We start from the raw sequence: 20506 nt of genomic DNA, 5'->3' as shown, positions 1-20506 counted from the left end.
TACGGACATTCCAGAGCACCCCGTCCCCTCGGGTCGGCACACCATGCCGACGCGAGGAACGCCTGCGGCCACCTTCCACGCCCGGCGTTGGTGCGCACATCGGCGCGCACCAACGCCTCGGATGCACACACAGGACCACGCGCCGCACAAGCCGGTGCGTGCTGCCACAAGCCCCCCGTCCGCGCACGGTCGGAGTGCCCCAAAAGGTTTGATCAGCCCACCACACCGTCACGCGTGAACATCCGGGCGCGTGCCGCGGAGTCGGCACTCCAGGCGGGCGGCCATCAGGATGGACAGGCGTCCTCGGTGCCGGTACACCGGATCGCCATGAATCCGGCGGACACGCCGCCTTCCAGGACCCGTTGGTCCCGCGCCCCCCCGAGACCAGCGCGTGCAGCAGGTATGCGCAGCCGACGGCGACGCCGTCCTGGTCGTGGTCGCTGCCCACGCGGCCGACGCCTACACCGTCGTCCGTCACCTCAAGCACGCTGAGGTCGCAGGGTGCACCGCCCGGCACCCGGGCTTCGCAGGTACGGAAGGGGCTGGTTCGCACCGCCTCCTGGAAGGCCGGGGCTTCGACGGGGATTCGGGCGCCCGCCAGAAGGCGGACCTGACGGCAGCCGGATGCCGGTGCCGTTGGCCAGGTCAGAGGCCTGTGGTGGCGTCCCAGAAGAGGTGCAGGGAGCCGGCCTGGGTGCCCGCCGAGGTGAATTCGCCGGTCATCGCCCGGACGGTGGCGGGGTCGACAGCGATCGCTACCACGGCGGCGGGCCGTTTCCCGAGCCCGCGGTGTTGCGCAGTGGCCGCGCGAGCGGTCAGAACAGGGCGTCGCCGTCGGACAGACTCACGTGCCCACCGGTGTCGTACACACCCTCCGAGGTACCCGCCGAGTAGACGCGCAACTCGCCCGCCGCGCCAGTGACCGGCTCGGTGGCGGCGACCAGGTCAGGCAGGACGTCCCCGGTCAGGTCACCGATGCCGAGCAGCGTCGTGAAGGGCTTCCAGCCGCCGGTGCCCGCCAGCGTCCGGGTGCCGAGGCGGCCGTGGCCGTCGCCTGGGTAGAGCCACAGCTTGCCCGTCGCCAACTCCGTGACGAGGAGATCGGGGTGTCCATCGCCGGTCACATCGCCGGGCGCCGCGAAGGCCCCCATGGCGTTCCACCCCGGGCCGACCAGCACCCGGGCGCCGAAGGTGCCGTCGCCCTTGCCCGGATACATCCACAGCTTCCCGGTGCTGTCGCGCGCCAGCAGATCGCCCTTGCCGTCGCCGTCGAGGTCCCCGGAAGCAGTGATCGCGGTCATGGAATTCCATCCGGTGCCGACCGACGTGCGCGCGGCGAACGTGCCCCGGCCGGTGCCCGGGTAGACCCACAGCCGCCCCGAGGTGTCGCGGGCGAGCAGGTCCTCGGTCCCGTCACCGTTGAGGTCGCCGTGCCGGGTCAGCTCCGACATCGAATTCCAGCCGGAGCCCTCCAGCGCACCGGTTCCGTCACCGGGCAGCCGCCACAGCTTCCCCGAGTACGTCCGCAGGAGCAGGTCTTCCCGGCCGTCGCGGTTGAGATCACCGAACGGCTGGGCGGGGCGCTTGAAGACGCCGTACGGAGCGACCCACGGCAGGTATTCGGGGCCGCCCTGGCACTCGCGCATGGTGCGCGCCCAGCGCAGGGAACTCAGATTCCGGTCCAGCGTGGAAGCCTTGCTGGTGAATGCCGACAGCTCCCACCGGTCGTTCCCGGTCCCCGAGGTGTTCGCCACGACGTCCTGGACGGCGTCGAGGTACTGGTAGTCGGCGAGGCTGTACATGCACAGGTAGGGCAGGCCGGTGCGGTTGTAGACCGAGGACGCCTTGTCGTCCCACGCGCCGAGCGCGGACTGCGGGGACGTGAAGGACGTCATCGCCCCCTGACCGCCCGGCTGGTCGAAGAGGCAGACGGCACCCTGCGGACAGCGGTCGTAACCGGTCGCCGCCTGAGCGGGAATGATGCCGGCGGCGACCGTACCCAACGCGACGGCAGTGGTCAGCACGGTCGCGCGAAGGGAGAAATGAAATGGCGTGTGCATACCGGCCCCCAAAGGAACGTCCGGCCCGTTCTGTCCCGGGCTGCCCAGCACACGCTAGCGACCACGGATGCGGCTCATACGACGGTCCGATATATCTCTGCCTCTAGGCGCGAAGGCCGCATCGAGGCCGCAGCCAGACGCGGCGGAGCCGCCGAACGGGCAGGGGCGGCGCCGCGTCTGCCGGCGGAGCAGCGCCACCCGGTCCTTGGCCGGACCAGGAACCGCCGGTGTGCGGCCGACCTCTTCGACGCCGGCATCAGAGGGCCGGTGTGTGCGGCTCTCGACATGCTCACAGCCGTACGGCCCGCCTCTCGTCGTAGCCGAGGTACCCGGACCAGTGATGCCACGGCACGGAACCCGCCACAACGTCGACGGGTATCCACTGATCTCACAGGGTCCACGGGGCAATATCGTCGTGAACCCGGATGACTGCCGCGGCTTGACGACGCGGCACGCCTCCGCCGCGTGCTGCGGGGCGACACCCGATGGAGGACTGAACCAGGCCTGCGCTTGCGGGACACTGATCGCGACCCTCTGCTCCGACTGCTGCCTGCCGTACGAGCTGCACCTCTCCCCCGCCCACGTACGGGTCGTGTCACCGCCGGTCCGGCTCACATCTGACGGCACCCACACACCACGGACCATGTCGGACCGGTATCGCCATGGCTCGCCCGGCGTATCCGGCGCCGATCGGCAGGTCGGGGCGGCTCCTACCGGAACCAGCCGTCAGCGGGCGCGGTCCGCGAGAACGCCTCCAGGTCACGGTCGAGTTCACGCTGGATCGTTTCTGCCGCCTTCCTGACGGCCGCGGGTACGTCGCCGCGTTCGGCGATCAGCTGGTCGTAGATCGATGTCGTCGAATCGGCGTCCATGCGATGGGCTCCTTCGGACTTGTGTCGTCCGCCCCCGTGGCGATCGGCTGCCGAGTCTACGCAGCATCCCCGCGCCGCGGATCGTCCCGCCGTGATTCGGCCTTCCGCCGCCGGCTCCCCGCCTTCCGGCCGTCGGCGACGAGGGTGGTGAGAACCGCGCCGATGAAGAACGCACAGATGCTGGCTTCCGCTGTCCGACCGGAGCCCTGGCGACCGCGCCGCTCGTACCGTGCTGACGCTGTTCGACGGCGGCGGTCTCCGAGTGGCGCAGGTCGAAAGCCGGGGTGTCCGGGTGCGGGTTCGGCGGGGGGCAGCCCGCAGCCCGGCGGATCCGTGAACGTGGGTGACGGTCAGGCCGAACCGTCGTCGCCGGGGAGAAGCGGGCGCATGAAGGTGCGTTCGTAGCGCAGCACACATCCGGACTCGTCCCGGATGCGGTCCGCCTCGATGAATTCCGGGTCGCGGCCGAACAGTTGCCGGTACTCCTCGTAGGCCGCCAGACCGGGGAAGCTGAACAAGGCCAGGGCCTCGTCGCTCGCTCCTTCCGCGGGAAGGAAGTAACCGTGATGCGTGCCGCCGTGCGCCTGCACCAGTGCCATCCAGCGTCGGGCGAACTGTTCGAAGGCCGTGATCTTCTTCGGGTCGACGGTGTACCGCACCACGCATGTGATCATGTGTCAAGATTAGCCCGCGAATGGCGTGCCGCTGTTGAAGGCCGGTGCGTACGAGGGGCGCGGTCACCGGACGCGCCGGAGCCTGCCGGGCGTTGTCGGCAGGCTCTAGGTCGTGCACGCTCGTCACGCGGCTGTGTTCCCCTCGGTCAGTAGGAACCGGTGGTGCCGCTGTAGATGGTGAACCCGGTGTCGTTCGTTCCGGTGGCGTGCGACGTCAGTCCCCCGTCGTAGAGCATCGGGGTGTAACAGCTGGTCGCGCCACCGCAGTAGGTGCGGATGCCGGCGCCGTCGGATTCCCGGTAGATCAGGGCCGAGCCTCCGGCGTTGTCCGCGGTGCGCGGCGCAGCGCCCTGGATGTGTGCCCACACGGTGCGGCAGTGGGGGCTGTAGCGCAGCAGAATCGTCGCACCGCCTCCGACGTTCGCCGAACTGGCGGTGATGGCGTCGCTGTTGCAACCGGAGGCGGACGGGTCCTGGTTGTCGTACGGATAGCTGCCGACACCGGCAGACGCCGGCCCCGCGCCGATGAGGGTCATCGCGGCGCAGGCCGCCCCTGATAAGCCGAGGGCGATCGCGCGTTTTCTCGTTCTCATGACGGTCTCCTTCCGATCCCTGGAGCGCTTTCGCCCCTCCTGTCCCACCAGTAGGTGCTCAAACACCCGTGAATCGGAGCAATATGGCCCCGTAGGGGGAACCGACGAGCCGCGCGCGCCGTGGACTCGGCGCACGGTTACACTCCGGTGCCGAACGGATCGGCGTCTGACGTCGGGCACCGGAGGTTCATCACCATGGCGGCAAGCCGCGCGGACGCTCGTGTACGCCACCCCAGGCACCAGCGCCGCGGCGAGGCGCGGCTCCCCGCAGTGATCGCCACGCTCGCCGCCATCGCTCTCTACCTGGCGCTGCCGCAACGGCTGCTGATCGCGCCCCGGTTCGTCCTGCCCGCCCTGGAACTGCTCCTGCTCGTGCCCCTTATCGCCATCAACCCCCGGCGGCTGACCCGGCAGACCCGGATGTTCCGGATCCTGTCCCTCACGCTGGTGCTGATCATCGCGGCCAGCAATCTCACCGCTCTGGGCATCCTCGTCCACCAGCTCGTCTCCGCGGGCGTCAAAGACGGCAAGTCCTTGTTGGTGGCGGCGTTGCAGGTGTGGCTGACCAACATCATCGTCTTCGGCCTGGCCTACTGGGAACTCGACCGCGGCGGCCCTGTGGCGCGTACTCAGGCCGCACGGGAAGACCTGCCACTGGCGGACTTCCGCTTCTCGCAGGACGAGAACGGTGACACCGTCCAGGAAGTCGCCGACGGCGCCAGCGCCACCTCCGACTGGGTGCCGACCCTCGTCGACTACCTCTACATCTCGGTGACGAACTCCACCGCGTTCAGCCCGACCGACACGATGCCGCTGTCCACCCGGGCCAAACTCCTCATGAGCATCGAGAGCATCTCCGCGCTCATCACCTCACTGCTGGTCATCGCACGAGCCGTCAGCATCCTCCACTGACCCTTCCGGCCGCGCCATGGCGGGCCAACTGTCCGTGGTCAGGCGGTGATGTTCCGTGCGGGTGGCCGGTGGAAGCGCACTCGGCGGGGCGGAACGGAGTGGAACCGCCGTCCGGGGTTAGATGCCGAGAGTGAAGAGAACCGGATGGGTCGTCGCGCTGGTGCTGGTGGCCGCGGCGGCTGTGTGCGCGGCGGTGTGGCTCTCGCCATGGTGGTGGATCGGGGCGGCGCCCTTGGCAGCCCTCGGCGGACTAGGGGTGTGGGACCTCACCCAGCGGCGGCATTCGGTCCTCCGCAATTACCCCGTGATCGGGCACGCCCGGTACCTGCTGGAGAAGATCCGCCCCGAACTGCAGCAGTACTTCATCGAGCGGAACTTCGACGGACGGCCGTTCGACCGGGACGTACGCACCATCGTGTACGAGCGCGCGAAGGGCACCGACGCCGAGGAGCCGTACGGCACCGAGACCGACGTCTACGCGGCGGGCCACGAGTTCCTGGTGCCGTCGATGGCCCCGCGACCGGTGCCGGACAGTCCGCCGCGCGTACGCATCGGCGGCCCCGACTGCAGCAAGCCGTACGACATGGCGCTGCTCAATGTGTCGGCGATGAGCTTCGGGTCGCTGTCCTCGAACGCGATCCTCGCCCTGAACGGCGGCGCGGCTGCCGGCGGATTCGCGCACGACACGGGCGAGGGCGGCCTGTCCGAGTACCACTTGCGTCCCGGTGGCGACCTGGTCTGGGAGATCGGCACCGGCTACTTCGGGTGCCGCACCGGCGACGGTGACTTCGACGCCGGGGAATTCACCGAGAAGGCGGCCCACGAGCACGTCAAATGCGTGTCGCTCAAGCTCTCCCAGGGAGCCAAGCCGGGGATCGGCGGAGTCCTGCCCGGGGCCAAGGTCAACGCGGAGATCGCCCGCGTCCGGGACGTCCCGCAGGGCGAGACGGTCGTCTCGCCGCCCTATCACCGGGTGTTCTCCACACCGCGCGAACTCGTGCGGTTCATCGCCCGGATGCGGGAGCTGTCGGGCGGGAAGCCGGCCGGCTTCAAGCTCTGCGTGGGCTCTCGTCGGCAGTTCCTGGCCGTCTGCAAAGCGATGGTCGAGGAAGGCACCGCGCCCGACTTCATCATCGTGGACGGCGCGGAGGGCGGCACCGGGGCGGCACCGTTGGAGTTCGCCGACAATGTCGGGACGCCGCTCACCGAGGGCTTGATCACCGTGCACAACGCACTGGTGGGCGCGGGCCTGCGCGATCGGATCCGGATCGGTGCGAGCGGCAAGATCGCCACCGGCAGCGACCTGGTCAAGCGGCTCCTCCAGGGCGCCGACTACGGCAACGCGGCCCGCGCCATGATGTTCGCCGTCGGATGCATCCAGGCCCAGCGCTGCCACACCAACACCTGCCCCGTCGGCGTCACCACCCAGGATCCGCGCCGGGCCCGTGCCCTCGACGTCGGGGACAAGACCGAACGGGTCCGGCGTTTGCAGGAGTCGACCGTGGCCAGTGCTCTGGAGATCATGGCGGCCATGGGCGTCACCGACCCCGCGGACCTGCGTCCGCACATGCTGCGTCGGCGCGTCGACCCGCACACGGTCCGCCCGTACGACGAGCTCTACGAGTGGCTTGCCCCGGGGCAGCTGTTCGCCGAGCCGCCTCGATCCTGGGCCGCTGACTGGTCCGCCGCCGACCCCGACCGTTTCGGCATCTGACACATCGCCCGGCCGTACGTCGCCCCGGTCCCTCCTTCGCCCACCGCTCCACCGTCCGCACGTCCCCCACCGCTCCACCGTCCGCACGTACTCACTGCTCCACCGTCCGCCCCCTTCCCCACCGCACCGCCGGAGGACCCCCGTGGCCAGAACCGTTGCCCGCGTCATCGTGGACGCACTGAGCGAACTTGGCGTCAGCCAGGTGTTCGGCGTCGTCGGCGACGCACTGAACCCACTGACCGACGCCATCCGCACCACCGACGACATCGCGTGGGTGGGCTGCCGGCACGAAGAGGCCGCCGCGTTCGCCGCCGGCGCCCAGTCACAGCTCACCGGACGGCTCGGGGTCTGCATGGGCACGGTCGGCCCCGGTTCGATCCACCTGCTCAACGGCCTCTACGACGCCGCGAAGAGCCGCACTCCCGTACTCGCCATCGCCGGCCAGGTTCCGCTGACCGAGCTGGGCAGCGATTACTTCCAGGAGGTCGACAACGACGCGCTCTTCGACGACGTCGCCGTCTTCCGCGCCACGATCACCTCGCCCGACCAGCTTCCGCTGCTGCTGGAAACTGCGGTACGCAATGCCCTGGGGCGCAAGGGAGTCGCCGTCCTCACGGTCCCGGGCGACATCGGTGACCGCGAGTTGGGAGCCGACCGCCCGGCCCGCTTCTCGCTCAGCTCACCGACCACCCGTCCCGAGGAGGACGCGGTGCGCAGGGCGGCCGAGCTGCTGGACCGGGCCGACCGCGTCACGATGCTGGTCGGCAAGGGTTCCCGTGCCGCTCGCGAGGACGTCCTCGCGCTCGCCGACCGCCTGGCGGCGCCCATGGTGCTCACGCTGAAGGCCAAGGAGGGCCTGGAGGGCGACAATCCGTTCCAGGTCGGCCAGACCGGTCTGATCGGGAACCCGGCGGCGGCCTCGGCACTGGAGGACGCGGACGTCCTGCTGATGCTCGGCACCGACTTCCCTTACCGCGACTGGTATCCCGACGGCCTGACCGTCATTCAGGTCGACACCGAGCCCGCGCACATCGGACGCCGCGTTCCGGTGGACGTCGCTCTGGTGGGCGACGTCGGCGCTGCGGTGCGCGATCTGCTGGCCCGGCTGCCCGCGGGCCGGTCCGGTACGGACAAGGAGCGCGACCGTGGGCACCTGGAGAAGTCCCGCGAGCGCTTCGCCGCCTGGCGGGAGGGCCAGGCCCGGCTCGCCGCTCCCGGCCACGACAAGGGCCTGGTCGGAAAGGTGCGTTCGGTCTTCGACAACAGGGACCACGACATCCGCCCCGAGGCCCTCGCGGCAGCTGTGGACCGTGCCGCTGCGGATGATGCGATCTTCACCTCCGACACGGGCATGGCCACCGTGTGGCTCTCCCGGTTCGTCGAGATGCGCGGCGCGCGCCGGCTGCTCGGATCGTTCAACCTCGGCTCGATGGCCAACGCCATGCCGCAGGCCATCGGCGCCCAGATCCTGGACCGCGACCGCCAAGTCGTGGCGTTCTGCGGCGACGGGGGGCTGAGCATGCTGCTCGGCGACCTGATCACGCTCAAGACCAACGAACTGCCCGTCAAGCTCGTCGTCTTCGACAACCGCCGGTTGGGCATGGTCAAGCTTGAGCAGGAGCAGGCAGGGCTGCCGGAGTTCGGCACCACTCTGGAAAACCCCGACTTCGCGGCCGTCGCCACCGCGATGGGCATCACCGGCATCCGCGTCACCGACCCGAAGGAGCTGGACGACGCCGTCCGTACCGCCTTCGCCACCCCCGGTCCCGTCCTCCTCGACGTCCTCACCAACCCCGAAGAGGTCGCGGTACCCGCCAAGCCCACCGTGGAGCAGGGCTGGGGCTTCGCCGTCGCCAAGATGAAGGAACTGGTCCGCAGCCGCGGTGACGACAGCTGAGCGACGCTTCCTGGCCGTCGCCCGCCGGACGGGCGGGCGACGCGCGCGGGTCAGAGGTTGGTAACCAGAATCCAGACAGCGACAGCGAGGAACACGACCCCGGTGACGCGCTGCACCGCATAACCCTTGCGGGTCGGCTCGGTGCCGTCGGGATCCTTCACCCAACCGCGTTGCAGGCGCCGGTTCATCTGCCACAGAAGCTGTGGGCGCACGACCTGGACGAGTCCCATGGCGAGCATCAAGCACAAGATGACGATGAACACATATCCCCCTCGAACCTCATCGGACACCACGTCACGTCCGTCACGTCCGGCGGTCGGCGCGTCCGGACCGCCTTGCACGCCTACCCCGGTTTTCGCACCTGCTGCCCGGCTTTCCCGCGGCGGCAGCGGGACGTGAGACGTTCTTCGTCCCCTCGCGTCATCGGCCGTCCTGCGGCGCGTGGAAATCGGCACCAAGCCGCGGACCGCACGGCGACGAATGCGGGGTGCGCCCGACCACAGAGCCAGCATTCCCACAACGCCGCTGGAGCCCCACTCGCCTCAGCGGATGCGCCGCGCGGATCGTTGGGTTCGCTGGGTGCTGGGTGCGTTGGGCGGGCTGCTGGCGGCGGCCGCGTCGCTCGGTGTGGGCGAGTCGGTCTCGGCGGCGGCCCGTCCGGAGGCGAGCCCGGTGACGGCGGTCGGTGGCGCGGTCATCGACCGCACTCCGGCGTCGCTCAAGGACTACGCCGTACGGCACTTCGGCACGAACGACAAGCTTGTGCTGCAGCTGGGCATCGTCGTGATCCTCGCCCTGTTCGCGCTGGCGCTGGGGGTCATGTCGCTGTGGCTGCGGCGTACGGGCTGCGCGGGCGTACTCCTCTTCGGGGCGATCGGCGCCGTCGCCGCGTGGAGCCGACCGAACAACCATCGATGGGACGCGGTGCCGTCGATCGTCGGTGCGCTGGCCGAGGCCGCCGTACTTCCCCTGGCGGTCAGTGCCTGTTCCAGCGACGACGACGGCAAGGACGACTCGGCGGCCTCGCCGAGCAGCTCCGCCATGGCGACCACGGCCGCGCCCACCACGCAGGCGGCCACCTCGTCCGCCGCGGCGATGGATGCGCACTTCGGATCGGGCTGCGCCTCGGTGCCGAAGAACGGCGCGGGCAGCTACGACGGCATGGCCAAGGACCCGGTGGCCACCGCGGCCTCGCACAACCCGGCGCTGTCCACGCTCGTCGCGGCCGTACAGAAGGCCGGCCTGGTGGACACGCTCAACAACGCGCAGAACATCACCGTGTTCGCGCCCACCAACGATGCTTTCGCGAAGATCCCGAAGGCACAGCTCGACAAGGTCCTGGCCGACAAGGCCACGCTCACCAAGATCCTGACGTACCACGTCGTCGGTCAGCCGGTGAAGGCTCCCGACGGCCTGGCCAAGGGCACGTACACCACGCTGGAGAAGGGAACGCTGACCACCGCCGGTTCCGGCGAGTCGTACAAGGTCAACGACACCGCCAACGTCGTCTGCGGCAACGTGTCCACCGCCAACGCGACGGTTCAGATCATCGACACCGTGCTGATGCCGAAGTAGGACGGACCCCGTCGCGCCACGGCCGGCCCCCGGCGTACACGGCGTGGAGGATCGTGGCGAGCAGTGCTGCGGGCCCGGATGGCCGAACACGTTTCGTGTCTCGGCCATCCGGGCGGCGCTGACGGCAGCGGCTGCCATGCCCCAGGAGGGGTGCCAGGTCTGCCCCCGTGTTCCGCTAGCGGGTGGCGTGTGCGGCGGCACGCGCGAGCGTCGTCGCCGCCTCGGAGCGGGCCTTCTTGCTCGCCTTGCGGTCCGCCAGCACCTTCGCCGCCGCGGTCAGCACCTTCTTGCCCGGCATGCGCGGCGTCGCGGACTTCTTCTGCGACAACGCGCTCCCGGCAGCCGTCTTCTCCGACTTGGTGCTCTTCGCCGCACGTACGGTCTTGCCCGCCGCCGACGCCGCCTTGGCCTTCGTGGCCTTGCCACTGCCCGTACCGCTCTTCTTGCCGGCCTTCTGCGACAGGGCACTTGCCGCCGCGGTCTTCCCGGCCTTCCCCGCAGAACCCTTGCCCCGGACCGTCTTCGCCGCCGCGGCGGCGGCCTTCGGGTGCGTCGACTTCTTCGCCATGATCGCTCACCTCTCCGATGTCGGTACCTGACCGCTCGCCTACCCCCGCTCACCGCCCTAAGCGAACCGTGCGAGCCGCCCGGCCCGCACGGCCCGCGCGGCCGGTCATGATTCAGGCACCGTCTTCGAGTTCGGCACGCAGGCCGGCGAGGCCGCTACGAATACGGGACTTGGCCGTACCTAACGGGACACCGAGCAGGTGCGCGGTCCGCTCGTGCGTGTGTCCGGTGTAGAAGGCGAGTTGGACGGCTTCACGCTGGAGGTCGGTCAGCCCGGCCAGCGCACGGCCCATCGCGCCGCGGTCCAGACGCTCCTGGACGGTGTCCTCGACCGGGCGATCGGACGACGTCACATGTGCGCCGGCGGCATAGAGGTCGTGGCGGCGTAGGGCGGCCGCCCGGCGCAGGTGATCGGTCGTGCGGCGGCGGGCGATGGTGACGATCCAGGCCAGTGCGCTGCCTCGGTCCGGCCGGAAGTCCCCGGCTTTGGTCCACAGCTCGGTCATCACGTCCTGGGCGACGTCCTCGACGTCGGCCCGGCTGCTCAGCCGGGGTCGGATCACGGCCAGAAGTACGGGGAGGACGGTCACGTAGAGATCGGTGAACGCCTTGTGGTCGCCGTCGGCGACTGCCAACAGCCCGCAGTCGAGCCGGTGACTCCCCTGGTCGCCGCGAAGGTTGCCGCAGTCATGGGGAGTACCGGGCTGACCGTGCTGAAGTTCGCTCGGGCAGCCCGGTCCGGTGTCCGATCCGCAGCACCCGACAAGCGTGCGGACGCACATATGGGAGCGGTTTGCGTCAGTGCCAGGTCATCCAGCTGTTGTCCCAGCCATGTGCCCAGGCGCCACCGTGACTGTCGTTGACACAGGTGTTGCCGAAGGCGGGGTTGAGGGCGCCGATCAGGTTGAGCGAGTTGCCGCAGGCGTTGACCGGGATGTCGATCGGGATCTGGATGAGGTTGCCCGACAGGACGCCCGGTGAACCGACCGCGGCACCGGTGGCTCCGGAGTCCGCTGCGGCCACGCCGCTCGCGGCGAGGATGATGCCACCGGCCAGCGCACCCAGTACCGCACCCTTGCGCATCAGTTTCATGACGGCTCCTTCGATTCCTTCGCATCAGGTGGTGTCCGGCGGCGTTCGGATACCTCGCGCCGTCGGACGGAACGCAGAGGGTTCGTCCCCGACGGCGCTCTGGACGGGTGCGGTGCGCGGGATCCACTCGAATGGACGCAGTTCGTACGGCTGTGCCTGTCCCGCAGGCCGCGAGAGTCACTCGCATGCCCCGTGGGACGCCGCTGGCGGACCGCTATGAGAGGTGAAGGCCGTGGACGGGGCCGACCCGACGGCTCGCCGATGACGGAAGAGCGTCGGCGCGCGGGCAATCCTCTGCCGTACCGGTGACGAATCCCCCTATGTGAGGATCACAGGGCTTCCCTCGATCGTGGCACCGGCCGGAAGAGCACACCGATGGGCGTGAGCCAGTTCAGCAATTTCATCGACAATCTGCTGTGCGACGCGGCCGACGGGGCGACTGCCGATCTGGTCGACCCGACGACCGGCCTCGTGGTCGCCGCCGTGCCGGAAAGCGGCGCGCGTGACGTGGACCGTGCGGCCGATGCCGCCGCCCGCGCCTTCGCCCACTGGCGCACCACCGACGCCGAGCGGCGCAGCAAGGCGCTGTGCGAGATGGCAGCGGGTGTCGAATCCCGGGCGGACAGCCTCGTCAGCGCGGGCTCGCTCGGCACAGGCCAGTGGCACCTGTCGGTGAGCCGGGACGAGGTGTCGGAGCTCGCACGACGTATTCGGCTGACCGCCGGGGAGATCCTTCGCCGCAGCTCCGGGGACGTCGAAGCGTTCGCGCCGTCGTTGACGTCCTCGGCGCGGTACGAGCCCCTCGGCGTCGTGGTGCATCTGGGCGGATCCCACCGTCCTTTCGACGAACTCGGCACACGGGTCGTCCCGGCGCTGGCCGCGGGAAACACCGTCGTTCTCAAACCCGCCGGCGCCGCCGTCCCGTCCGCGCTCGCGGTGGCCGAGTCGGCGGCCGAGATCCTGCCGCCCGGCGTTCTCAATGTCGTGTGCGGCGGACACCGCACCGGAAACCTGCTGGCCGCTCACGATGTCCCGGCGCTGGTCACCATGTGCGGCTCACGCGCCGCTGCCAGGGAGGTGGCCGCGCGGGCGGCAGGTGCTCTCACCCGCACGCATCTCGACTTCAGGGGCACGTCCCTGGCCGTCGTACTCGAGAACGCGGACCCGCACGCGGCGGCGGAGGTGCTCGCCGAGGCTGCGTTCGCCGAGGCCGGACAGAGCTCCACCTCCATCTCCCGGATCCTGGTCAGCAGCGACCTCGTTCTCGAATTCACTGCGGCCCTGGTGAAGCGGGCCGAGGCGCAGCTCTCCCGTGTGCCGGGCGGTCCACCGGTCTGCGGACCGCTGCTCGGCCGCGGCCGCCTCGACAGCGCTGTGGAACTCCTGGGCCGGATGCCCTCGCACACCAGAGTGCTCGCCGGCGGACGGGTGCATGACGGACCCGGCTGCTACCTCGAACCCACCGTCGTCGCCGACATCCGGCAGGACGACGAGCTGGGCCACGCCGACATCCTCGGCCCCGTCGTCGGCATCCAGACATTCGCCGGGTCGCGGCGTGCGATGGACGCCGCCAACGCGATACCGCACCGCCGCACCGCCTCTGCGTGGTCGACGGACACGGTCGCCGCCACTGATTTCGCGCGCGAGTTGGCCTTCCCCCACGTATGGGTGAACACCCACCCGCGCACCTCCGCCGCCCCGTCTCCCTACCAGGACGTGACGCCTGTAGCCGCGGACCTGGACCGTTGCACCCGCCTCCGCTACGTCACCCGGCAGACCCCGCCACTGACCGTCTGACGCGGCGGGGCTCAGGTGGCGGCGGGGCGCCAGAGTGTGGGCGAGGAGGCTTCGGTGAGGTCGGCGCCGGTGTCGGCGTCACGCCGGGAGCGGCCGGTGCCGTGCCAGTCCAGGCAGATCACGGTGGCGTCGTCCTGCAGGTGGCCGTCGGAGGCGTCGACGACCATACCGATCAGGGCACGGGCCGCCTCCCGGGGATGCAGTTCCCGGGTGCGGATGATCATGCCCGGCAGGTCCAGGGCTTTGGCGTTGCGTTCCAGCATGCCGTCGGTGAGCATGACCAGCCGGTCGCCGGGCCGCAGGTCCAGGGCCTGCACCTGATACGTGTGCGCGGTCTCGACGCCGAAGGGCATGTCCACCTTGGGGTGGATCCGCTCCACGGCGCCGTCGCGCAGCCGTAGCGGCCAGGGATGCCCGGCGTTGACGAATTCGGTGCTGCCGTCCCGCAGGCTGATCCGCAGCAGCTGGCCGGTCACGTACCCCTGGCCGGTCTGTTCGCGCATGGCGCGGTCGGCCTGGTCCGCCTGCTCCAGCAGGTCGGCGCCCGCGCGGCGGGCCCGGCGCAGGGCGCCGACCACGAGCGTGGCCAGCAACGCGGCGCGGACGTCGTGACCCATGGCGTCGGTGATCGACAGCTGTACGGTGTCGCGGTCCAGGACATAGTCGAAGGTGTCGCCTCCCACGTGGTCGGCCGGTTCCAGCGCCCCGGAGACCGCGAACTGGGCGGCCTCGCAGGTCAGCGACGACGGGAGCAACCGGTGCTGGATCTCCGCGGCCAGACTCAGCGGCAGGGTCCGCCGGCCCCACTGGTACAGGTCGGTGAAGGGTCGGTTGGCGATGACGATGTACGCCAGGGCGTGTGCCGCCGCGCCGATCTCCCGCAGTACCGCGGCGTCCGGTGCCTCGGGCAGGAACAGCTCCAGCAGGCCGATGGCGTCGCCGCGGTTGGTCACCGGGGCCACCACCTGCACCGGTGTTCCCGATCCCTTGTCCTCCACCCTCGGGCGCTGGGTGCGGATCACATCGTCGTACAGGGTGCCGTTCAGGGGGATACGTCGGGCAGGCTCGCCGGTCTCGACACTCCCAGCCGCGCCCAGCCGTACTACCGAACTGCCGGTGAAATCCGTGATCAGGAAGGAGACGGCGACAGCTCCGAGCCGGTCCTTGAGGATCCGCGCGACCACATCGAGGGATTCCACCGGCGGCGCGGTCTCCGCGGCCTGCAGCACCTCCGCGATCGACATCGCGGCGGCCTCGCGGCCCGGGACCGTGTCCCGGTGAGGGACACGCCCGGCTCGGGCGCTCGCCCCGTTCCTCGTCATGTTCCGCGTCTCCTCGCTGCTCGACGACACCAGGTCCGACCGTCCGACCTCTCCAGGGTCCGTCTGCCCGCGCTCGGCCCGGGTCAACAGACCGCCCTTCCGCAAGATCTCGCCCTCAGCTTCGACCGACCGCCTGCCCACCGCGCGTCGGCTCCCTTGCGCACCGCGCACTGCCCGGCCGCGCATGCGGCGTGATGGCTTCCCGTGGGCGTGGCGCTCCCCCGGCGTCAGCGCGGGGCGCGGCAGGTGACCCGCGAGGTGCCGGTGGTCCTGGCCCGGGGCTACCAGTCGCCCGCGTCCGGGCCGTGTGGCGGCAGCAGGCGCAGCAGGTTCATCAGGGGTTTCTGCCGCGACGCGTCGTCGTCCTGGTCCGGGCCGGCCGCGGGGACGGCAGGGGCGGGAGGATTCGCGGCGAGCAGCCGGTCCACCCCGTCCAGGAGAACCTGGGGGTGATCGAACCCTGCGTCCGGTTCCGCCACCCGGTGCACGGTGAGCCCGGTGAGATCCGCCACGCGGTCCTCGACCCCCGGCGGGTGAGGGCCGGTCAGCAGCAATCCCCCGTGCGCCGCCCGGCGAGCGGTGTCCGGCGGAACCTCACGCAGCACCCGGGCCACGGCATCTCCCACCGCCCGGTATGCGGGACCCATGACCTCGCGCAGTTCGGCCGACGACAGGACGACCGTCTCCGACCGCCGTGGGCATAGGCCGTACCCGATGATCCGCGCCCCGTGAACGGGCCCGGGTTCACGCCCCGGCGGCGACGGGGCGAACGCGCCGCCGTGCACGACGGCCGCCCATGCCTCCTCGTGCCCGACCTCCAGCCGGTGCCTGGTCCACGCGTGCCCGGCCACCGCCTCGGCCAGGCCCAACGCGCCGCCGGGTACCAGGCGGGCCATCCCCACCTCGCGCCCGGCGACAACGGCCACCGAGGTACGCCGCGCGTCCAGATGCACCACGACGCAGGCGCACGGCTCCGTCCCCAGGGCCGCCCCGGCGAGGGCGGCGACCGCCTCGTCCACCACCGTGACCACCGCCTCCGGCCACAGTCCCCGGGCCGCTTCCACCGCCGGCTCCACCCCCGGGTGCGCACCCGCTCCAGGAGCCACGAATACGACCGATCCGGTCGGCGCCCACAGCTGTGCCCGTTTCGCGAACCCGCCCCTCAGGACGTCCGCGGCGAGCGCGTTGTCGGCGCCGGGACCCGGATTCCAGGCCAGTTCGAGCACCACCTGCGAGAACCGGGCACTGCGACCGGTCACCCGCACCCGGATCTCGTCCAGAGCCCACCACAGCAGACCGCCGACCCGCACTCTCGTCCCCGATCCGTCCCGCCCCACCACCGGCCGCATTCCAGGCACCCGTTCACGGATGGGCGCAGGCCGACATGCACAGGAACGGGCTGCCCTCGCCGGGCACGGGAAAGTGTACGGAGAGGGCGTCCGGATCCATATCGAAGATCTCGCCGCGCACCTCGCGGGCCGTGAACGTGCTGACGCCATGGGCCGGTGGGACGAACTCCTCCCCGAGTACGACGATGTGATGCCGCCTCGGACCTCACTTGACCGGCGGAAACGAACCGGCCTGTCCGTAGCCGTACCCGGACCGCGCACGATTTCCCGATCGGCGTGCATACCGACACGGCCGGCGGGCAGGCGAACGATCGGACCCCCAGGCTGTCCCTATCCCCTCGGGGACCGACGGCGAGCAATCGTCGTCCGGCAGCGCCCGGCCCTCCACCCCCCCGGAGGCCGGGCGCACCCATGCCCGGCCGGTGTGCGAGGGAGAACGGCGAGGCCGGTTCGCCGCCATCTGGTTGTCGGCCCCGGACATGAGACGCTGAGGCTCGTGCCGGTGGACCTCGTGGTCAAGGACGCGGAGAAGGCCGAGGAGATCGTCCTGCGGTGCGATCACGCAGAATTCGCCCGGCTCGCGCCCGCCGAACAATCCGAGTTCCTCCCCGGCCCCGCCGACGACTTCGGCTACGACCCCGACCGCGTCATGCTCTGGCCCTACTTCGGGCCCAATGCCGCGATCATCGGCATGAGCACCCCGCGCGCCGCGGTCGACGCCCTCGACCAGGGCCCCGTGACCCGCGAGCGCGTCCCCGCGGGCACCGTGCAGATCCGCCGGGGCGAGCGTGTGGAGGCCACCGACGGCGAGACCGGCCGCGTCCACGGCCTGGTCATCGACCCGGAGAGCGACACCATCACCCATGTGCTGCTCGCCGAAGGGCACTTGTGGGGACGCAAGACCGTCGCCATCCCCCTCGCCGATGTCACGCGCGTCGGCGACACCATCCGGGTCGGACTGAGCAAGGACGAACTCAAGTCCTTGCCCGACGCGGGAGTCGGCACCGTCGAATGATGGCCTGCCGCGTGACCGCGGCCTCCTCGAAACGGTTGCCGACGGTTGCCGCGACGCCGAGCTTCACGGGCGGTTCAGGACGATCGAATTGATCGGTGTCAGGTCGAACATGCCGTTTCCGTGCAGTCCGATGGTGGTCACACAGTTCACGCCGTTGTAGCCGGTGCACAGCTGAGCGGTGGCGTTGAGACTGCCGTACTGGTTGTTGAACACGTCGTGGACGCCGAACTGGTTGTGGAGGTTGTGGGCACCGTAGCTGTAGAAGAAGTCCGTCGGCGTGCTGGTGAGGATGCTCGCGCCCTCGGGATAGATGCAGACCGCCCCGCTGGGGCAGCCGTGAACGGTCCCGTCCGCCGCATGTGCCCCGCCGGTGCCCAATGCCGCCACCGCCGCGGTGACGATGGCGAGCGCGGCGGCTTTCCAGGTGGTCCTGCGCATGATGGTGTCCCTCCGTCCGCGGCCGGGCCCGCCGACCGTCACCGCCGACGCTAGGCCGTCCTCGGGCCGGTTCGACCCTGACGAACATCAGGACCGGCAAGATCGATCCCGCCACCGAGGACCGCTGGGCCGTCGGTCCTCGGGCCGCGATATCGCGTTGTCCCGGCGGGCAGGACCGCTCTAAGGTGACACCACTTCGATCCGACGTTCCTCGGAAGCACGCCGCAGAGCGGGAACGTCCCACCTCAGTGGGGTGCAGAAGGGGCGGCAACTGTCATTGCCGTCCCTTCTTTTCGGAGGTCTCCTTCATGAACGTGGGTATCGGTCTGCCCATCGCCGACCCCGCCGCCTTGCTGACATGGGCCCGGTGCGCGGACGCCGGGCCCTTCAGCACCCTCGGCCTGCTCGACCGGCTCGTCTACGACAATCCTGAACCTCTGGTGGCGCTCGCCGTCCTCGCGGGCGCCACCACCCGCATCCGTCTCCAGACAGAGGTGCTGCTCGCGCCCCTGCGTGATGCCGCCCTCCTCGCCAAGCAGTCCGCCACCTTGGACCGGATGACCGGCGGCCGCCTCGTGCTCGGTCTGGGAATCGGCGGCAGGGGCGACGACCATCAGGTCTCCGGTGTCGACATGCGCACCCGGGGCCGGCGCCTCGACGCCCAGATGGCGGTCATGCGCCGTCTGTGGTCCGGCGAGCCGTACGGGGACGGTGTCGGCCCGATCGGTCCCGCACCCGCCCGACCGGGCGGTCCCGAAGTGCTGTTCGGCGGCTTCAAGCCCGCCGCGATCGCACGCGTCGGCCGCTGGGGCGACGGCTTTCTCGCCGCCGCGCCGCCCTCCTGGGCGGGCGGACTCTTCGACACCGCCCGGGCGTCCTGGAAGCGGTACGGCCGCGAAGGGAAGCCGCGCCTTGTCGCACAGGTGAACGTCGCGCTCGGCCCCGACCGCGTCGTCGACGACGCCCGCACCGCCATGGCCGCGTACTACGCGTTCACCGGCATGGCCGATCGGATGGTGGCGGGCATGCTCACCACGCCGGCCGGGATCCGTACGGCGATCGCCGGCTTCGCCGACCTCGGCGCCGACGAGGTCATGCTGTACTGCTACGGCCGGGATCCGGGCCAGGTAGAGCGCCTCACGGACGTCGTGTGACATCGTCTGACGCCGTGTGACGCCGTGCGCGGGTGATGACCCGCGGGGACGTACCGAGCCGGAACCCGGTGCGCCTCGGCGGCCGGGACGATGCCGGGTGGAGGTTGCAGGACCACTGCAATCCCGGCACCGTCCCGGCTCACAGGAAGATTACCCCGTGCCGCGGAGACGGGCCGGATCACCCGGGAACAATCTCCCGTCGTGGGACGGAGAAAGGGTGGGCCGCCGGATCGGATCCGGCGGCCCACCCTTCGTACTCCGGTTTCGTATTACCAGCGATACCAGCGATGACGGCGCCCACTGGAGTGCGTGCCGCGCATGACGAAGCCCAGCAGCCACAGCACCAGGACGACGACGGCGACCCACCACAGAATCTTCAGCGCGAATCCCGCGCCGAAGAGAATGAGGGCGAGCAGAAGAACGAGAAGCAACGGTCCCATGATTATCAACCTCCGCCGGGCCGCGTTCCCGCCGATTCACGGAATATGCGCGTCGGAACGCTCCCGGGGTGCCGGGGCGCGCCGCCCGGCCTTTCCCGCTCTGCATTGGGGGCCCGTCCACGGGGCAGGAATTCCCTTGTCACATCGGGGTACGGGTGAGGGGCGGCCAGGATGAGCACGAGCCTGACGGAACGCGAACTGCGCATCTTGTCGGACATCGAACGCGGTCTCGCCGCCGACCGGCGCCTGGCCCGCGCCCTCGGCGTGAGCCCGCACCCCGGCCGGATCTGGAGCACCGCCGTGGTGGCCCTCGTCCTCGCGGTCGGTACCGCGACCGCCGTTGTCGCAGCGGTGGGCCTGCACCGGCCGGCACTGTTCGCCGCCGGGACGCTGACGGCCATGGCAGCCGCACTGGCTCTCGCCCGCAGCCGCCGATCCGGTGCTCCGGGACCGGCCCGCTGACCGAGGCGTTGGTCGTGATGCCCACCGGTGCGGGCAAGTCCGCGGTGTAACAGGTGCCCGGCCTGCTGATGACCGGCCCCACGATCGTCGTGTCACCCTTGGTCGCGCTCCAGCGCGACCAAGGTACAGGCGCTCGTCGACCGCGCCGGCACCAACGCGGTCGCCGCGAATTTTCGACCTGGCGGCGTACCACGCCGGGATGTCGTCGGCCGACCGCGACGGCGTGCACGACGGATTCCTCGAAGGCTCGCTGGACGTGGTGGTGGCGACATCCGCCTTCGGCATGGGCATCGACAAGCCAGACGTCCGGTTCGTCCTGCACGCCTCGGTGCCCGGGTCGCTGGACGCCTCCTACCAGGAGATCGGCCGGGCGGGCCGCGAGGGACAGGCGGCTCGCGCGATCCTCGCGTTCCGGGCGAAGGACCTCGCCATGCAACGCTTCTTCGCCGCGGGCTCGGTCGACCCCGACCCGGTGGACCAGGTGGCGAACTCCCTAGAGGACCACGAGGGCCCGTCCGTCCGGGCGAACTGCGCGACGAGACCTATCTGACCGCCAGCCGGGCCACCGCGGTG

21 protein-coding genes are annotated in these 20506 nt (G+C 70.5%); 9 read left to right on the top strand and 12 right to left on the bottom strand.

The features are described from left to right. Window positions 1-815: 815 nt before the first annotated feature. The 4 genes from BM076_RS32410 to BM076_RS32400 all read right to left on the bottom strand — a co-directional run bounded on the left by BM076_RS32410 (window position 816) and on the right by BM076_RS32400 (window position 4199). Window positions 816-2024 (bottom strand): FG-GAP-like repeat-containing protein, encoded by a 1209-nt coding sequence (locus tag BM076_RS32410; protein ID WP_245796591.1) that lies wholly within the window; start codon window positions 2022-2024, stop codon window positions 816-818. Between the two features lie 746 nt (window positions 2025-2770). Then, window positions 2771-2932 carry a hypothetical protein gene (locus BM076_RS36895; RefSeq protein WP_177246722.1) on the bottom strand — a complete coding sequence of 54 codons (162 nt, stop codon included), beginning with the start codon at window positions 2930-2932 and terminating at the stop codon, window positions 2771-2773. A 350-nt stretch (window positions 2933-3282) separates the two neighbouring features. After that, complete coding sequence (locus BM076_RS32405) at window positions 3283-3606, bottom strand: NIPSNAP family protein (RefSeq protein ID WP_093717333.1); 324 nt, start codon at window positions 3604-3606, stop codon at window positions 3283-3285. Between the two features lie 146 nt (window positions 3607-3752). Beyond that, complete coding sequence (locus tag BM076_RS32400; protein ID WP_093717332.1) at window positions 3753-4199, bottom strand: DUF2690 domain-containing protein; 447 nt, start codon at window positions 4197-4199, stop codon at window positions 3753-3755. 195 nt (window positions 4200-4394) lie between these two features. Here BM076_RS32400 and BM076_RS32395 point away from each other — a divergent pair, with 195 nt between their 5' ends. From BM076_RS32395 to BM076_RS32385, 3 genes are all read left to right on the top strand, one after another. Beyond that, window positions 4395-5111, top strand: coding sequence for a hypothetical protein (locus BM076_RS32395; RefSeq protein WP_093717331.1), 717 nt, complete (start codon window positions 4395-4397; stop codon window positions 5109-5111). A 130-nt stretch (window positions 5112-5241) separates the two neighbouring features. Further along, window positions 5242-6825 (top strand): FMN-binding glutamate synthase family protein, encoded by a 1584-nt coding sequence (locus tag BM076_RS32390; RefSeq protein WP_245796590.1) that lies wholly within the window; start codon window positions 5242-5244, stop codon window positions 6823-6825. A gap of 142 nt (window positions 6826-6967) precedes the next feature. Further along, window positions 6968-8722 (top strand): thiamine pyrophosphate-dependent enzyme, encoded by a 1755-nt coding sequence (locus tag BM076_RS32385; protein WP_093717329.1) that lies wholly within the window; start codon window positions 6968-6970, stop codon window positions 8720-8722. Between the two features lie 50 nt (window positions 8723-8772). Here BM076_RS32385 and BM076_RS32380 read toward each other — a convergent pair whose 3' ends face one another. Continuing rightward, the gene (locus BM076_RS32380; protein ID WP_093717328.1) at window positions 8773-8985 is read right to left on the bottom strand and encodes a DUF6199 family natural product biosynthesis protein; all 213 of its coding nucleotides are present in this window, start codon (window positions 8983-8985) and stop codon (window positions 8773-8775) included. 661 nt (window positions 8986-9646) lie between these two features. Between BM076_RS32380 and BM076_RS32375 the strand changes: the two genes are divergently transcribed. Next, entirely contained in the window at window positions 9647-10297 is a 651-nt protein-coding gene (locus BM076_RS32375) for a fasciclin domain-containing protein (protein WP_245796595.1), read from the top strand. Between the two features lie 175 nt (window positions 10298-10472). Here the strand turns inward: BM076_RS32375 and BM076_RS32370 are convergent, their stop codons facing one another. The 3 genes from BM076_RS32370 to BM076_RS32360 form a co-directional block, all read right to left on the bottom strand. Then, window positions 10473-10865, bottom strand: a complete 393-nt coding sequence (locus BM076_RS32370) for a hypothetical protein (protein WP_093717327.1) — start codon at window positions 10863-10865, stop codon at window positions 10473-10475. Window positions 10866-10977: 112 nt separating this feature from the next. Beyond that, on the bottom strand, window positions 10978-11499 hold the full coding sequence (locus BM076_RS32365; RefSeq protein WP_177246721.1) for a sigma-70 family RNA polymerase sigma factor: 522 nt from the start codon (window positions 11497-11499) through the stop codon (window positions 10978-10980). 163 nt (window positions 11500-11662) lie between these two features. Continuing rightward, window positions 11663-11947: a chaplin gene (locus BM076_RS32360; protein WP_322936886.1), complete on the bottom strand. Its 285-nt coding sequence runs from the start codon at window positions 11945-11947 to the stop codon at window positions 11663-11665. 390 nt (window positions 11948-12337) lie between these two features. On the opposite strand from BM076_RS32360, the gene BM076_RS32355 reads away from it, so the two are divergent. Beyond that, complete coding sequence (locus BM076_RS32355) at window positions 12338-13753, top strand: aldehyde dehydrogenase family protein (protein ID WP_177246720.1); 1416 nt, start codon at window positions 12338-12340, stop codon at window positions 13751-13753. Between the two features lie 11 nt (window positions 13754-13764). On the opposite strand, the gene BM076_RS32350 is transcribed toward BM076_RS32355, so the two are convergent. Both BM076_RS32350 and BM076_RS32345 read right to left on the bottom strand, forming a co-directional pair. Then, the gene (locus BM076_RS32350) at window positions 13765-14997 is read right to left on the bottom strand and encodes a PP2C family protein-serine/threonine phosphatase (protein WP_093717323.1); all 1233 of its coding nucleotides are present in this window, start codon (window positions 14995-14997) and stop codon (window positions 13765-13767) included. Between the two features lie 359 nt (window positions 14998-15356). Then, entirely contained in the window at window positions 15357-16385 is a 1029-nt protein-coding gene (locus BM076_RS32345) for a rod shape-determining protein (protein WP_177246719.1), read from the bottom strand. Between the two features lie 535 nt (window positions 16386-16920). Between BM076_RS32345 and BM076_RS32340 the strand changes: the two genes are divergently transcribed. Beyond that, window positions 16921-17439, top strand: a complete 519-nt coding sequence (locus BM076_RS32340; RefSeq protein WP_093717321.1) for a PRC-barrel domain-containing protein — start codon at window positions 16921-16923, stop codon at window positions 17437-17439. 63 nt (window positions 17440-17502) lie between these two features. On the opposite strand, the gene BM076_RS32335 is transcribed toward BM076_RS32340, so the two are convergent. Next, window positions 17503-17877 carry a hypothetical protein gene (locus BM076_RS32335; RefSeq protein WP_093717350.1) on the bottom strand — a complete coding sequence of 125 codons (375 nt, stop codon included), beginning with the start codon at window positions 17875-17877 and terminating at the stop codon, window positions 17503-17505. A 308-nt stretch (window positions 17878-18185) separates the two neighbouring features. On the opposite strand from BM076_RS32335, the gene BM076_RS32330 reads away from it, so the two are divergent. Continuing rightward, window positions 18186-19031, top strand: a complete 846-nt coding sequence (locus tag BM076_RS32330; protein ID WP_093717320.1) for an LLM class flavin-dependent oxidoreductase — start codon at window positions 18186-18188, stop codon at window positions 19029-19031. 269 nt (window positions 19032-19300) lie between these two features. Here BM076_RS32330 and BM076_RS32325 read toward each other — a convergent pair whose 3' ends face one another. After that, window positions 19301-19471, bottom strand: coding sequence for a hydrophobic protein (locus BM076_RS32325; RefSeq protein ID WP_093717319.1), 171 nt, complete (start codon window positions 19469-19471; stop codon window positions 19301-19303). A 171-nt stretch (window positions 19472-19642) separates the two neighbouring features. Between BM076_RS32325 and BM076_RS32320 the strand changes: the two genes are divergently transcribed. Both BM076_RS32320 and BM076_RS38395 read left to right on the top strand, forming a co-directional pair. Continuing rightward, on the top strand, window positions 19643-19933 hold the full coding sequence (locus BM076_RS32320) for a DUF3040 domain-containing protein (protein WP_093717318.1): 291 nt from the start codon (window positions 19643-19645) through the stop codon (window positions 19931-19933). A 199-nt stretch (window positions 19934-20132) separates the two neighbouring features. Further along, window positions 20133-20483 (top strand): helicase-related protein, encoded by a 351-nt coding sequence (locus BM076_RS38395; RefSeq protein WP_245796589.1) that lies wholly within the window; start codon window positions 20133-20135, stop codon window positions 20481-20483. Window positions 20484-20506 lie beyond the last annotated feature (23 nt).

Origin of the sequence: Actinacidiphila alni, assembly GCF_900112845.1 — a bacterium.
Classification (GTDB): domain Bacteria; phylum Actinomycetota; class Actinomycetes; order Streptomycetales; family Streptomycetaceae; genus Actinacidiphila; species Actinacidiphila alni.
Note: the sequence above shows the minus strand (reverse complement) of the source record. Positions and strands in the feature narration are given on the sequence as shown.